Source organism: Streptomyces sp. Pv4-95 (assembly GCF_045782725.1).
Lineage (GTDB): Bacteria > Actinomycetota > Actinomycetes > Streptomycetales > Streptomycetaceae > Streptomyces.
This window is the reverse complement of sequence record NZ_CP127172.1, coordinates 923,943-937,457: the sequence shown is the minus strand read 5'-3', so window position 1 is coordinate 937,457 and position 13,515 is coordinate 923,943. Positions and strand designations below refer to the sequence as shown.

The following is a 13,515-nucleotide window of genomic DNA, read 5'->3' as shown; positions in this document are numbered from 1 at the left end:
GGCCTCAGAGCGCCTTGACCCAGCGTCGCCAGTGGTCCTCGCGGTGGTAGCCGGCCGAAGCCCAGGTGTGGTGTGCGCGTTCGTTGGCCTCCAGGACCATGGCGTCCACCCGTCGCCCGCCCAGGGAGAGGAATCGCTGCTCCACGGCTTCCATCAGTGCGGTGGCGACGCCTTGCCGGCGGCGGTCCGGGTGGACGGCCAGCCGGTAGGCGGAGCATCGCCATCCGTCGAAGCCGGCTATCACGCTCCCCACGAGGACGCCCTCACGCTCCGCGAGGAGCAGGGCTTCGGGGTCCCTCGCGATGAGCCGGGCCACCCCGTCGTGGTCGTCGCTGATGCTCGTCCCCTCCGCGGCTTCACGCCAGAAACGCAGCACGGCGTCGATGTCCGAAGGGGTGGCGCAGCGAATATGAAGATCACTCATGGCACGAGCCAAGCAGAGCCCCGATGATCGCGGCCAGCGCTTTTCGCCAAGAGGTGTCAGCGGTGGCGGTGCAGACTGGACGTGTGGCCTGCTTCGCCCGATGGCACAACGAAAACGGCCGGGAGCGTGAGGATGACGAAGCCGAACCTGCCCGATGTGGCGTCGCCGGAGGAGTGGTTCGCCGCCCGCAAGGAGCTTCTGGCGGAGGCGAAGCAGCTCACCCGGGCGCGCGACCGGGTCAACGCCCTCCGCCGACAGCTGCCGATGGTCCGCATCGACAAGCCGTACACCTTCGATGGACCGAACGGGAGAGTCGGCCTGCCGGACCTGTTCGACGGGCGGTCCCAGCTGGTCGTGCACCACTTCATGTGGATCTTCGACATCGACGACGACGGCACCGAGCACCCCCGCGACACCGGCTGCCCCAGCTGCTCCTCAGCGGCCGACGGGATCAGCGGACTCCGGCAGCTGCATGTCCGCAACACGACGCTGGTCGCGGTGACCCGGGCGCCGTACGCGAAACTCGCCGCGTACCGCGAGCGGATGGGCTGGACGTTCCCCTGGTACTCCTCGGACGGCAGCGACTTCAACTACGACTTCCACGCGACCGTCGACGAACGCCGCGCGCCCGTGCAGATCTTCCACCGCACCGAGGCCGATCTCGCCGAGGCCGGAACACCGTGGTCGCAGGACCTGCGCGGTGACTGGCCCGGCATCAGCACCTTCCTGCGGGTCGGGGACGAGGTCTTCCACACCTACTCCACGTTCGGCCGGGGCATCGAGGAGTTCCACAACGGCTACCGCTACCTCGACCTCACCGCGCTCGGCCGCCAGGAGGAGTGGGAGGAGCCGAAGGGCCGCGCGGTCCCGCTCGGCCTCCAGGTCGGCGGCCCCGGCATGCGCCTGCCCGACGAATACGACGTCTGACGGTGCCGTCCGAGGCGTGCGGCCGCCGGACGGCTCCTGGAGCCGCGGGTCAGAGGGGGATGCGCCCCTTGCTGAGCATGGCGGCGCGGACCCGCTCCTCGGCGAGGCCGCGGCCCGCGGCGTGGGGGGTGGTGCCGCGGCGCTGTGCCTCTTCGAGGACGGTGACGGCGTTGGTGCGCAGCCGGGTGGAGATGGTCTCGAAGATGGTGGCGGTGCCGGGCCGGAATCCCGAATAGCGGGCATCCATGGCGAACGCGGCGGCGACGACCCCGCCCGCGTTGGCGACGAAGTCCGGCAGTACGGCGATGCCCCGCTGCGCGAGGATGCTCTGCGCCCGGGGGGACGTGGGAAGGTTCGCACCCTCCACGACGAGTCCGGCCTTGATCCGGTGGGCCGTCTCGTCGTCGACGACGTCCTGGAGCGCGGCGGGGACCAGGATGTCGCAGTCGACGGTCAGTTCCTCGCCGGGGCCGAGGCGGGACCCCGCGCAGTGGTTCACGAAGTCGTCGCCGTGCGCCTCGCGGGCGGCGAGGAGGGCGGGGACGTCCAGGCCGCTGGGATCGTGCAACGCGCCTTTCGCGGTGGAGACGGCGACGACCGTGGCGCCGAGTTCGGCGAACCGCGCGGCCGCGGCGTTCCCCACCGCGCCGAAGCCCTGGATGGCGATGCGGGATCCGGCCGTCGGCCGTCCCAGGCTCTGTGCGGCGGCGTCGGTGGCCTCGGCGACGCCGTAGCCGGTGACCCCGAGCTTGTCGTAGGCGACGCCGCCGAGGTGTTCGGGGGTGCCGACCGCGGCACCGCGGTCGCCGAGCTCGTCCTGGATGATCGCGGCGTCGTTCTCGGTCAGCCCCATGTCCAGGCCCATCACGTATTCGCGGGGCACCTCGTTGGACAGGGCGCGGGCGAAGGCCCGGAGGACGGCTTCCTTGTCGGGGGATGTCGGGTCCGCGACGATTCCGGCCTTCGCGCCGCCGTAGAAGAGGTCGACGCTCGCCCACTTCCACGTCATGACCCGGGCCAGGCGGGCGATTTCCCCCACCGAGACGCCAGGGCTCATGCGGGTCCCGCCCTTGCCGATGCCGCGGGCCGTGTTGTCGATGACCAGGACGCCCTTCATACCGGACCGCCGGTGGGAGACGACGACGATCTTTTCGGGGCCCCAGTCGTCCACGAGGGCGAGTGCGTCAGTCACGGTGTGTCCTTGTCTGTCGGAGCGTTCAGGCGCGGGGACGGGAAGGAAGAGCGCGGGCGATCAGCTCGGCGAGGTGGGTGCCGCGGCGCTCGGTCCGCTGGGCGATCTGGGTGCGGCAGCTGAAGCCGTCGGCGAGGACGACCGTGTCGGGCGCCGCTGCCCGTACCGCCGGCAGCAGCACCTGCTCGCCGGCGGCGACGGAGACGTCGTAGTGGCCACGTTCGAATCCGAAATTGCCCGCCAGCCCGCAACAGCCGGAATCCAGGCTGTCGTTGTCGACGCCCATGCGGTGGAGGAGGGCGCTGTCCGCGCCGAATCCGGAGGTGGCGTGCTGATGGCAGTGGGTCTGGCTGAGGGCGCGGGCCTCGACGCGCGGGGGCTGCCAGTCGGGGGCGTCGCCGGTGAGGAGTTCGGCGAGTGTGACCGTGGCGCGGGCCAGCGCGCGGGCGGTTTCGTTGCCGTCGAGGAGTTCGGGCAGGTCGCTCTTGAGTGCCGCGGTACAGCTGGGTTCGAGGCCGACGACCGGTATGCCGTCGCGGACGGCGGGCTCCAGCGCGGCGACGGTCCGCTCGGCGATACGGCGGGCGATACCCAGCTGCCCGGTGGTGATCCAGGTGAGTCCGCAGCACTGGGTGCCGTCGGGTACCCGCACTTGGTAGCCGGCGTCTTCCAGGACGGTGACACCGGCCTGGAGGACCTCGGGGGTGAAGTGGTTGTTGAAGGAGTCGACCCACAGCAGGACGGGGCCGCGGCTGCCCGGGCCCGAGGGGGTGCGGTCGCGGAACCAGCTGAGGAAGGTCCGGTCGCTGAAGCGGGGGATGTCCCGCTGCGGGGCGATCCCGCCGAGGCGTTTGAGGAGGGAGGCGAGCCGTGAGCCGGTGACGCGGTTGGTCAGCCGTGGCATCCGGGCCGCGAGACGTGCGAGCAGCGGCAGCCAGCCCATGGTGTAGTGCGAGGCCGGCCGGATGCGCCACTTGTAGTGGTGGTGGAGGAACTCCGACTTGTACGTGGCCACATCGACCCCCACGGGACAGTCCGCGCTGCACCCCTTGCACGACAGACACAGGTCGAGGGCGTCGCGAACCTCGGTGGACCGCCAGCCGTCGGTGATGACGTCCCCCTGGGTCATCTCGTACAGGAGCCGTGCGCGCCCTCGGGTGGAGTCCTTCTCGTCCAGGGTGACGCGGTAGCTCGGGCACATCACGTCCCCGCGGTTCCCGGCGGAGCGGCACTTGCCGACGCCGACGCACCGGCGGGTGGCCTTGGCGAAGTCCCCGCCGTCTGCGTGGAAGGGGAGGACGGTTTCCAGGGGAAGAACCGTGCGGCCGGGGCTGACCCGCAGGTTCTCGTCGACGGGCAGCGGGTGCACGATCATGCCCGGGTTGAGGCCGTTGTCCGGGTCCCAGATGCTCTTGAACTGCTCGAACAGGGCGATGACCTCGGGCCCGTACATCAGCGGCAGCAGCTCGGACCGGGCCTGTCCGTCGCCGTGTTCGCCGGAGAGGGAACCGCCGTGTGCGGCGATGAGCTCGGCGGCCTCGGTGACGAAGGCGCGGAAGACGCCGGTGCCCTGCTCCGTGGTGAAGTCGAAGTTGATGCGTACGTGCAGACAGCCCTCGCCGAAGTGCCCGTAGACGGCTCCCCGCAGTCGGTGCTCTTCGAGGAGCCGGGTGAACCCCCTGAGGTAGGAGCCCAGCTGCTCCGGAGGGACGGCGGCGTCCTCCCAGCCCGGCCACGCCTCGGAGCCGTCCGGCAGGCGCGTGGCCAGCCCTGCTCCGTCCTCGCGGATCCGCCACAGCCGGCGTGCGTGTGCCGGGTCGGTGATGACATTGCCGCCGGTGAACCCCGGGGCCTGCTCAGCGCAGCGGGACAGGGCAGCGGCAGCTTCGGGGAGTTCCTCGCGCTCACCGCCGAGTTCGGCGAACAGCCATGCCCGTGCCGCGGGCAGGGTGTCGATGGCGGCCCTGGTCTCGGGGCGGGTGACGATGTCGGTCAGGGCGTGGTCGAGCCCTTCGAGAGCCAGCAGCCGGTGCCGCAGCAGTGCGGGTACCGCGTCCGCGGCGGCGCAGGCGTCCTGGAAGCCGAGGACGACCAGGGCGCGCGCCGGTGGCGGGGTGATGAGGCGGACGGTCGCGGAGAGGATCACCGCGAGGGTTCCCTCGCCTCCGACGAACGCCTTGGCCAGATTGAAGCGGTTCTCCGGCAGCAGGTGTTCCAGCGCGTAGCCGGAGACCTGCCGCGGGAATCGGCCCAACTCGGTGCGCAGCGTCCGCAAGTTCGCCTGTGCGAGCCGGTGGAGGGACGCGATCAGCTCTGCGCGTTCGTCGTCCGCGGCGACGGCCTCATCGATCTCGTTCTGTGTCATCTCGCCGAGGCGTACGACGGTGCCGCGGTAGGTGACCACTTCGAGTGCGGTGACGTTGTCGGCGGTGCGTCCCCAGGCGACGGAGTGCGTTCCGCACGCGTTGTTGCCGATCATGCCGCCCAGCGTGCAGCGGCTGTGGGTGGAGGGGTCCGCCCCGAACAGCAGGCCGTGCTCGGAGGCGGCCGACTGCAGGTCGTCCAGCACGATGCCGGGCTGGACGGTCGCGGTCCGTGCCTGCGGATCGAGCGCGATCAGGCGGTTGAAGTAGCGGGAGAAGTCGAGGACGACACCGGAGCCGACGGCCTGCCCCGAAGTGCTGGTGCCGGCGCCCCGTGAGGTGAGGGGCACGCCCAGGCGGCGGCACACCTTCAGCGCGTTGAGGACGTGCCGCCGCTCGCGGGGGAAGACGACCGACAGCGGAACCTGACGGTAGTTGGACGCGTCGGCCGAATACTGCGCCCGGCGCCCGGCGTCGCCGGCGACCTCTCCGCAGTCCTCCCGGCTCAGGGCATCGGTCACCGCTGCCGCGTCGAGCGCGCTGTTGCCCTGTGCTGTCGTGGTCACTCTGCTCGCTCCTTCGGGTCACCGGTCAGGTGCGACCTGGCCGTGTCCACGATGTGCGCTGCTCGGGGGCCCAACAAGGGCCAGCAGGACGAAACATTTGACACTTCAGGGCAAGCGCTGCTTATGCTCCCCGCCTGTGGCGACGACAGGAGCCGGCCATGCTGAAACCTCCGCATCTGCTCACCCTGAAAGCCGTGGTGCACACGGGCTCGTTCGCTCTCGCGGCCCGCGATCTCGGCTACACCGCGTCCGCCATCTCGCAGCAGATCTCCGCCCTGGAGAAGGACACCGGGCTGGTGCTGTTCGAGCGGGAGGCACACGGCATCCGCGCCACCGCCGCGGCCCGCCATCTGGTCGACCTGAGCACCCGGGTGCTGACCGCACTGGACGACCTGGACCACCAGGTCCGGGAACTCGCGACGGGCACCACCGGCAGGCTGGCGCTCGGCAGCTTTCCCACCGCCGGTGTGCGCCTGGTGCCTTCGGCGCTGTCGGCCTTCGCCTCGACGCATCCGCGGGCGCGGATCCAGCTGGAGGAAGGGGAGCCGGACGAACTCCTCTCGGCGCTCTCCGAGGGGGAGCTGGACGTGGCTCTGGTGTACGAGTACGGGCTCAGCCCCCGGCAGTGGCCCGAAAGTCTCGCCCAGTACCCCCTGTTGCGGGAGGACCTGGTCCTGCTGCGTGCCGTCGGCAGCGGTATCGGCGCGGAACTGCCCGGCCTTGCGGGGCAGCGCTGGATCACGAGCCGGGAGGGCACCGCGGGCGCCCTGTCCCTGACGAGACTGTGCGCCGCCGCGGGATTCGCCGCCCAGGTCGCCTTCCGCAGCAACAACTACGACGTGGTGCGGGAACTGGTCGGCACCGGTCTGGGGGTGGCCGTCGTGCCGGCCCTCGGGCACGAGCCCGGTGACCGCATCGACGCCGTCCGCCTAAACCGGCCCTCGGCCCACCGCACGGTCATGGCCCTGCACCGCAGAGAGAACAGCAATCCACTGCTCGGGGCGATGCTGCGCACACTGCGCGCCGCGGTGCCCGGCGACCAGCCGTACCTGCACCCTGCCGCTTCCGCTCAGCGGCCGGTGGCGGGCGCAGCCTCCGGCTCGGGCTCGTCGGAGTCCGACATCTGATCCAGGGCGTCGAGTTCCACGGAGCCGCCCGGCATGACCTGCCGTGTGCGGCGGTAGCCGTAGCAGCCGTAGATCAGCATCCCCACCACGAGCCACCCGCCGAGGCGCACCCAGGTCTGCCACGCCAGGAACGACATGAGCCACACCGAGAAGACCATGCCGAGGACCGGAACGACGGGCATTCCCGGACACCGGAAGCCGCGCTTGAGGCCGGGCTTGCGGTAGCGCAGGATCAGCACGGAGGCGGAGACCACCACGAACGCCAGCAGGACCCCGATGTTGGTGAGTTCGGCGACCGCGTTGATGGGCATGAGCCCCGCCATCACGGCGGCCACGATGCCGATCAGCCAGGTGGCGCGGTGCGGAACCTTGCGCTCGGGGTGGATCGCACCGAACCACGTGGGCATCAGACCGTCACGGCTGAGGGCGTACCACAGACGGGATGCGCCCATCATGAACGAGAACGTCACGGTGACGATGCCGATGACCGCGCCCAGTGCGATGACGTTGGCCAGTCCGCTCAGTCCCGCGTTCTGGAAGGCGCTGGATATGCCGCTCTTCGGGTTGAGTTCGCTGTAGTGCTGCATCCCCGTGAGCACCACGCACACCAGGGCGTACAGCACCATGGACACGCCCAGGGAGATCATCATGGCCTTGGGCAGCTTGCGCCGTGCCTCCATCGACTCCTCCGCCGCGGTGCTCAGCGCGTCGTAGCCGAAGACGGCGAAGAAGACCGTCGCGGCGCCGGTGAACGCCCCGCCCAGGCCGAAGGGGGCGAAGGGCTGGAGGTTGCCGGTGTCGACCTTGGTGAATCCGACCACGATCACGAGCAGCACGATCGCGATCTTGATGACGGTGAGGACGGTCTCCACCCGGGCCGACGTGCGGGTGCCCCGGTTCAGCAGCCAGGCCACTCCCAGGCAGATCGCCACGGCGAGCAGGTCGATGCGGTGGCCAGGACCCGTGCCCGGGGCTCCCAGCGCCCACGTGGGCAGGTGCAGTCCGACCGCGTTCAGCAGGAAGTCCAGGTAGCCCGACATGCCGATCGCCACGACCGCGACGATGGCCGTGTACTCCAGGAGCAGGTCCCAGCCGACGATCCAGCCCACGACCTCCCCCAGGACCGCGGCGCAGTAGGTGTAGGAGGATCCGGCCTTCGGCACCATGCCCGCGAACTCGGCGTAGGCGAACGCCGCGCACAGCGACGCCGCGCCGGCCACGAGGAACGAGATGAGCACCGCAGGACCTGCGACGTCGCGGGCGACCGCCGCGGCCAGGCTGAAGATGCCGGCTCCGATGATGGCGCCGATGCCGATCATCGTCAGCTGGGTGAGGCCGAGGGTGCGCACCATGCGCGCGCCGGACGGCTGTTCGTGCGGAAGGGTTCGCCGGAAGACTCCCTGCGGGCCTCTGCCCAGCAGCGCGGTCAGGCGGGATGTGGCCGAAGGGGTGGGGGACATCGCATCGCTCCCTGTCTGCGAACGGCAGGAACGTCGGGGCTGCCGCCGTGGTGGGGGTCACCACTGGCTCGGAACCCTCGCTCACGAGCGTGGTCGGCAGAAGACTCCCGACCACGACAAGTTGCCGCTCTGAGGGCAAGCGGAGCTGGTGCCCGGCGCGGGGCGGCGTACCTACGCGGGAGTGCCCTGCCCGGTGCCCGGGGCGGTCTGCAGGATGTCGACCAGTGCCCGCATCGAGGGGCGGCGTTCCGCGGAGGCGCGGAAGACGACGACGATGTGCCGCTCGATGGTCTCCCGCAGTGCCACCACGTCGAAGCGCGAGGAGCGCAGTTTGAGCATCAGATCCGTCACGGTGCTCACACCGATGCCCGCTTCCACCAGGCCCAGTGTCGTGGCCGTGTCCGTCACCACGTGCTGGACGTCGGGTTCGAGGCCGGCCCGTCGGCACGCGGTCCGCACGGCGCGGCCGTAGTAGCTCTCGGCCGACGGAAGGATCCAGGTCAGATCCCGGGTGTCGGCCAGAGCGACCGCATCGCGGCCGTCCATCGTCCCGGTCGGCACCGCCAGGGAGAAGCGCTCGCCGTACAGCTTGCGCACACACAGCGACGGGTCGCGGGGGATGGGCACGTCCGGATAGTCCAGCCCCAGGGCAAGATCCACATCGCCGGTGGCCACCGCGTCGTAGATGTCGTCGACGTCCATGTCCTGGCTGCGCACGGCGAGCTGCGGATGACGCAGCCGTACCTGCTGCAGGGCCAGGGGAAGGATCTCGACGGCGGCGGTGGCGAAGAGCCCCACCCGCAGTACACCGGAGACCTCGTCCCGGCTGCGTTCCAGGGCCTCGACCGCTTCGGCCTCGGTGGCCAGGATCCGCTCGGCGTGACGGGCCAGCGTCATGCCGGCATCGGTCATCTCCACCCGCCGTCCGACCCGCCGCAGCAGCTCCATGCCGGTGGCTCGCTCCAGCGCGGTGATCTGCTGTGAGACCCCGCCGGGCGTGTATCCGAGCGCAGCCGCGACGGCGGTGACCGTGCCACGCCTGGTCAGCTCCACCAGGGATCGCAGCTGCGCACTCGTCCAGTCCATATAGAGATCCTAATTAATCGAGGCCAGGAACTGTTCATGGACGTCAATGGTGATCTGCTGCACGATGACGGACCAGACAGCTGATCAGCGTCTCCCACGCAAGGACGGCCCGGCCCGAGCCCCGGGGATCACTCCCCGGCTCCGGCGTCGGCTTCTGGAAGGGATCGGCCTCTTGTCCACCTCTCCGTTCTTCCGCACCGTGCCGCCGACCGCCGATGTCGTGATCATCGGCGGCGGCGTGATGGGCACCGGTATCGCCTTCCACCTCGCCGAGGCGGGAGTGCGGGACATCGTCGTCGTGGAGCGCGGCGATCTTGCCTGCGGCAGCTCCGGGAAACCGATCGGTGGGGTGCGTGCTCACTTCTCCGACCCGCTCAACATCGAACTGGGCAGCAGGAGCCTGCGCGCCTACGAGAACTTCCCGCACCGGCCCGGCGCGGACATCCGCCTCGACACCGTCGGATATCTCTTCCTGCTGGACAGCGAGGAGCAGGCCGCGGGCTTCGAGCGCAGTGTCGCCCTCCAGAACAGCCTGGACGTGCCCAGCAGGATGATCAGCCCCCAGGAGGCTCGCGCGCTGTGCCCCTACGTCAGCACCGAGGGCCTGGCGGCCGCCGTGTACTCACCCACCGACGGGCACGCCCGTCCCAAGCTGGTGGTCCAGGGCTATGCGCACTCTGCGGAGGAGGCCGGGGTCGTCCTCGCCACCCGTACCACGGTCACCGGCATCGACGCGGCGTCCGACCGGGTCACCGCCGTGCACACCGACAGCGGCACGATCTCCTGTTCCACGGTCATCTGCGCCGCGGGCGCCTGGTCCGCCACGATCGGCGACATGGTGGGCGTCAACCTGCCCGTACGCCCCGTCCGGCGCCAGCTCGCTTTCACCGAGCCGTTGCACCCTCCCGCCCCGCGTATCCCCTTCACCATCGACTTCTCCTCGTCGGGGTACTTCCACAACAGCGACGACGGACTGCTCTTCGGCCTTGCGGACCCCGCCGAGGAGACCGGCTTCGACACCACCTGGACCCCGCAGTGGCTGGACCTCTTCCGTACCGCGGCACGGCGCAGGGCCCCGGACCTCGCCGACATGGAGATAGCCACCGGGTGGGCCGGGCTCTACGAGGTCACCCCGGACCACAACGCGCTCATCGGGCGCTCCGCAGAACTGGACAACTTCCTGTACGCCACCGGGTTCTCCGGCCACGGCTTCCTCCAGGCCCCGGCCGTCGGCGAGATCGTGCGCGACCTGTATCTCGGGCGGGCACCCTTCGTCGATGTCACCCCCTTCAGCGCCGACCGCTTCACGGCCGGCGCCGACATCCGACCCGAAGCCCACGTGGTGTGAACACCCCGACCGGAAAGGCAGGCCGGAAATGATCAGCCCATGGCAACTGCGAGCCTCCTTCGCGCAACGCCTCTCGGACATGTACGGAAAGGAAGTGCCCGCCTACACCACGCTGGTGGAGGTGTCCCGCGAGGTCAACGAACGCGTCCTGCGCGCGCGGGGCGCCGACGCGGAACGCCTCGGCTCCATCGGCCGCGTCACCGCCGAACGCCACGGGGCCATCCGTGTCGGCACACCCGGCGAACTGCAGCAGGTCGCCCGGATCTTCGGGGCCCTGGGCATGTACCCGGTCGGCTTCTACGATCTGAGGGAAGCGGCCGCCAGCGCCGTCCCCGTCGTCTCCACCGCCTTCCGCCCCGTCGAGAGCGAGGAGCTGGCACGCAACCCCTTCCGTGTCTTCACCTCCCTGCTCACTCCCGCGGACCCGCGGTTCTTCGAACCCGCACTCCGCGCCCGCCTGGAAGCCTTCCTCGCCGAACGGGAGTTGTTCCCCGCCGAACTGCTGACGCTCGCCGACCGCGCCGAGGCGGACCAGGGACTGTCCGACACCGACGCCGAACGCTTCCTCCAACTCGCCGTGCACGCCTTCGAGCTGTCCCCCGAGCCGGTCGACCAGGAGTGGTACGAGACCCTGGAGGAGGTGTCCGCCGTCGCGGCCGACATCGGCGGCGTCCGCAGCACCCACGTCAACCACCTCACGCCACGCGTTCTCGACATCGACGACCTCTACCGGCGCATGACCGACCGGGGCATCGAGATGATCGACGCCATCCAGGGCCCACCCCGCCGGCAGGGCCCCGACGTGCTGCTGCGTCAGACGTCCTTCCGCGCGCTCGCCGAGCCCCGGGCCCTGCGCACCAGGGACGGCAGCGTCACCGGCGGGGAGCTGCGGGTGCGCTTCGGCGAGGTCGAAGCCCGCGGTATCGCCCTCACCCGCAAGGGCCGCGCTCTCCACGACGACCTGCTCACCCGTCTCGACGAGCAGGCGGGTTCACTGCCGCACGCCGACCGCGCCGAACTCGCCGGTGCCCTGTGGGACGAGCACTTCCCGGACAGCGAACACGAACTGGCCCTTCAGGGCCTGGCCTTCTTCACCTACCGTCTCGCGCCCGACCGGCCGGGTGACGGAAGCAGGCCGCCGACCGATATCGCCGATCTCCTGCGGCAGGGATGGGTCCGGGCCGACCCCATCGTCTACGAGGACTTCCTGCCCCGCTCCGCCGCCGGCATCTTCCAGTCCAACCTCAGCGGCGAGGGATCGAGGAACACCGCACACGAGGGCACCGCCTACGACAGCGCATGGCTCTCGCGGGCCATCGGCCGTGAGGTCCTGGACCCCTTCACCCTCTACGAGCAGCAGCAGAACCGCTCCCTCGCCCAGGTCGCCCGTGAGCTGCACCTCGCCGACGGACGCGACTGACACCCCATCCGCCTCCTGAATCGCCAAGGAGCACAGCATCATGACCGACACCACCCTGCCCACGACCGAGGAACTGCGTGCCCGCGCCCGGGCCGGCCTGGAGCGCATCGGCGTCACCGTCGAAGAAGGTGCCGACTTCCGGGCCCGTACCCCCCTCACCGGCGAAGACCTCTTCGGCCTGCGGGCCGCCACCGCCACCGACACCGACGAAGCCCTCGACGCGGCCCGCGCGGCCTTCCTCGTCTGGCGCACCACCCCCGCGCCCCGCCGGGGTGAACTGGTGCGCAGGCTGGGCGAGTTGCTGCGCGACCACAAGAGCGACCTGGCCGACCTCATCACCATCGAAGCGGGCAAGATCCGCTCCGAGGCGCTCGGTGAGGTGCAGGAGATGATCGACATCTGCGACTTCGCCGTGGGCCTGTCGCGCCAGCTCTACGGCCGCACGATCGCCTCCGAGCGTCCCGGTCACCGTCTCGCGGAGACCTGGCACCCGCTCGGCGTGGTCGGCGTCATCTCCGCCTTCAACTTCCCCGCCGCCGTGTGGTCCTGGAACACCGCGGTCGCCCTCGCCTGCGGCGACACCGTGGTCTGGAAGCCCTCCGAACTCACCCCGCTGATCTCCCTGGCCTGCGACCGGCTCCTGGCCAGGGCCGCGGAAGAGGTCGGAGCCCCCCGGGACGTGCACCGTCTGCTGCTCGGGGACCGCACGGTCGGCGAGAAGCTCGTCGACGACCCGCGCGTCGCCCTGATCAGCGCGACCGGCTCCACCCGGATGGGCCGGGAGGTCGGCCCCCGCGTCGCCGCGCGGTTCGGACGCACCCTGCTGGAACTCGGCGGGAACAACGCCGCCGTCGTCGCGCCATCGGCCGATCTCGACCTGGCCGTCCAGGGCATCGTCTTCGCCGCGGCCGGTACGGCCGGCCAGCGCTGCACGACCCTGCGCCGCCTCATCGTCCACCGCGACATCGCCGACACCCTCGTCGAGCGGCTCACCGCCGCCTACCGCAAGCTCCCCATCGGCGACCCGTTCGACGAGGGGACCCTCGTCGGCCCGCTCATCTCGCCGAAGGCCCTCGACGCCATGCAGGACGCCCTCACCCGGGTCCAGGCCGAGGGCGGCAAGGTCCTGGTCGGTGGCAACCGCCGTCTGGCCGACGCCGCTCCGCAGGCCGGTTACGTCGAGCCGGCCCTCGTGCGGGTCGACGCACAGAACGACGTCGTCCGCGAGGAGACCTTCGCCCCGATCCTGTACGTACAGACCTACGACACGTGGGAGGAGGCCATCGCCCTGCACAACGACGTCCCGCAGGGGCTGTCCTCCAGCATCTTCACCCGCGACCAGCAGGAAGCCGAACGCTTCCTGTCCGCCGAGGGGTCGGACTGTGGGATCGCCAACGTCAACATCGGCACCTCCGGCGCCGAGATCGGCGGCGCGTTCGGCGGCGAGAAGGAGACCGGCGGCGGACGCGAGTCCGGCTCCGACGCCTGGCGCGCCTACATGCGGCCGGCCACCAACACCATCAACTACTCCAGCAGCCTGGCACTCGCCCAGAACGTCAGCTTCCTCTGAGGCGCGCCCGCACCCGTAGCGGCGGCTGAACC

10 protein-coding genes are annotated in these 13,515 nt (G+C 70.6%); 5 read left to right on the top strand and 5 right to left on the bottom strand.

What is annotated here, in order from left to right; translation table 11 throughout:
• Nucleotides 1–4: 4 nt before the first annotated feature.
• On the bottom strand, nt 5–424 hold the full coding sequence (locus QOM21_RS04375; protein WP_407548343.1) for a GNAT family N-acetyltransferase: 420 nt from the start codon (nt 422–424) through the stop codon (nt 5–7).
• Between the two features lie 132 nt (nt 425–556).
• Between QOM21_RS04375 and QOM21_RS04370 the strand changes: the two genes are divergently transcribed.
• Complete coding sequence (locus QOM21_RS04370) at nt 557–1,351, top strand: DUF899 domain-containing protein (RefSeq protein ID WP_407548341.1); 795 nt, start codon at nt 557–559, stop codon at nt 1,349–1,351.
• Between the two features lie 49 nt (nt 1,352–1,400).
• Here QOM21_RS04370 and QOM21_RS04365 read toward each other — a convergent pair whose 3' ends face one another.
• Both QOM21_RS04365 and QOM21_RS04360 read right to left on the bottom strand, forming a co-directional pair.
• Nucleotides 1,401–2,543 (bottom strand): Glu/Leu/Phe/Val family dehydrogenase, encoded by a 1,143-nt coding sequence (locus QOM21_RS04365; RefSeq protein WP_407548339.1) that lies wholly within the window; start codon nt 2,541–2,543, stop codon nt 1,401–1,403.
• Nucleotides 2,544–2,568: 25 nt separating this feature from the next.
• Nucleotides 2,569–5,472 carry an FAD-binding and (Fe-S)-binding domain-containing protein gene (locus QOM21_RS04360; protein WP_407548338.1) on the bottom strand — a complete coding sequence of 968 codons (2,904 nt, stop codon included), beginning with the start codon at nt 5,470–5,472 and terminating at the stop codon, nt 2,569–2,571.
• Between the two features lie 158 nt (nt 5,473–5,630).
• Here QOM21_RS04360 and QOM21_RS04355 point away from each other — a divergent pair, with 158 nt between their 5' ends.
• Entirely contained in the window at nt 5,631–6,599 is a 969-nt protein-coding gene (locus QOM21_RS04355; RefSeq protein WP_407548336.1) for a LysR family transcriptional regulator, read from the top strand.
• Here QOM21_RS04355 and QOM21_RS04350 read toward each other — a convergent pair.
• Together QOM21_RS04350 and QOM21_RS04345 are read right to left on the bottom strand one after the other, a co-directional pair.
• Nucleotides 6,542–7,951 (bottom strand): amino acid permease, encoded by a 1,410-nt coding sequence (locus QOM21_RS04350; protein ID WP_407555573.1) that lies wholly within the window; start codon nt 7,949–7,951, stop codon nt 6,542–6,544. The genes QOM21_RS04355 and QOM21_RS04350 overlap by 58 nt on opposite strands.
• A gap of 279 nt (nt 7,952–8,230) precedes the next feature.
• A complete protein-coding gene (locus QOM21_RS04345) occupies nt 8,231–9,145 on the bottom strand; it encodes a LysR substrate-binding domain-containing protein (RefSeq protein ID WP_407548334.1) in 915 nt (304 codons plus the stop codon).
• Between the two features lie 172 nt (nt 9,146–9,317).
• Between QOM21_RS04345 and QOM21_RS04340 the strand changes: the two genes are divergently transcribed.
• From QOM21_RS04340 to QOM21_RS04330, 3 genes are read left to right on the top strand one after another with little or no spacing between them, the layout of a single operon-like run.
• A complete protein-coding gene (locus tag QOM21_RS04340; protein ID WP_407548332.1) occupies nt 9,318–10,493 on the top strand; it encodes an NAD(P)/FAD-dependent oxidoreductase in 1,176 nt (391 codons plus the stop codon).
• 28 nt (nt 10,494–10,521) lie between these two features.
• Nucleotides 10,522–11,913, top strand: a complete 1,392-nt coding sequence (locus tag QOM21_RS04335; protein WP_407548330.1) for a 2-oxoadipate dioxygenase/decarboxylase family protein — start codon at nt 10,522–10,524, stop codon at nt 11,911–11,913.
• 40 nt (nt 11,914–11,953) lie between these two features.
• The gene (locus tag QOM21_RS04330) at nt 11,954–13,483 is read left to right on the top strand and encodes an aldehyde dehydrogenase family protein (RefSeq protein ID WP_407548328.1); all 1,530 of its coding nucleotides are present in this window, start codon (nt 11,954–11,956) and stop codon (nt 13,481–13,483) included.
• The last annotated feature ends 32 nt before the right edge of the window (nt 13,484–13,515 follow it).

Coding starts and splice junctions, on each gene's coding strand:
- QOM21_RS04335 (WP_407548330.1), top strand. CDS start 10,522: ATGATCAGCCCATGGCAACTGCGAGCCTCCTTCGCGCAACGCCTCTCG.
- QOM21_RS04375 (WP_407548343.1), bottom strand. CDS start 424: ATGAGTGATCTTCATATTCGCTGCGCCACCCCTTCGGACATCGACGCC.
- QOM21_RS04330 (WP_407548328.1), top strand. CDS start 11,954: ATGACCGACACCACCCTGCCCACGACCGAGGAACTGCGTGCCCGCGCC.
- QOM21_RS04370 (WP_407548341.1), top strand. CDS start 557: ATGACGAAGCCGAACCTGCCCGATGTGGCGTCGCCGGAGGAGTGGTTC.
- QOM21_RS04355 (WP_407548336.1), top strand. CDS start 5,631: ATGCTGAAACCTCCGCATCTGCTCACCCTGAAAGCCGTGGTGCACACG.
- QOM21_RS04345 (WP_407548334.1), bottom strand. CDS start 9,145: ATGGACTGGACGAGTGCGCAGCTGCGATCCCTGGTGGAGCTGACCAGG.
- QOM21_RS04350 (WP_407555573.1), bottom strand. CDS start 7,951: ATGGTGCGCACCCTCGGCCTCACCCAGCTGACGATGATCGGCATCGGC.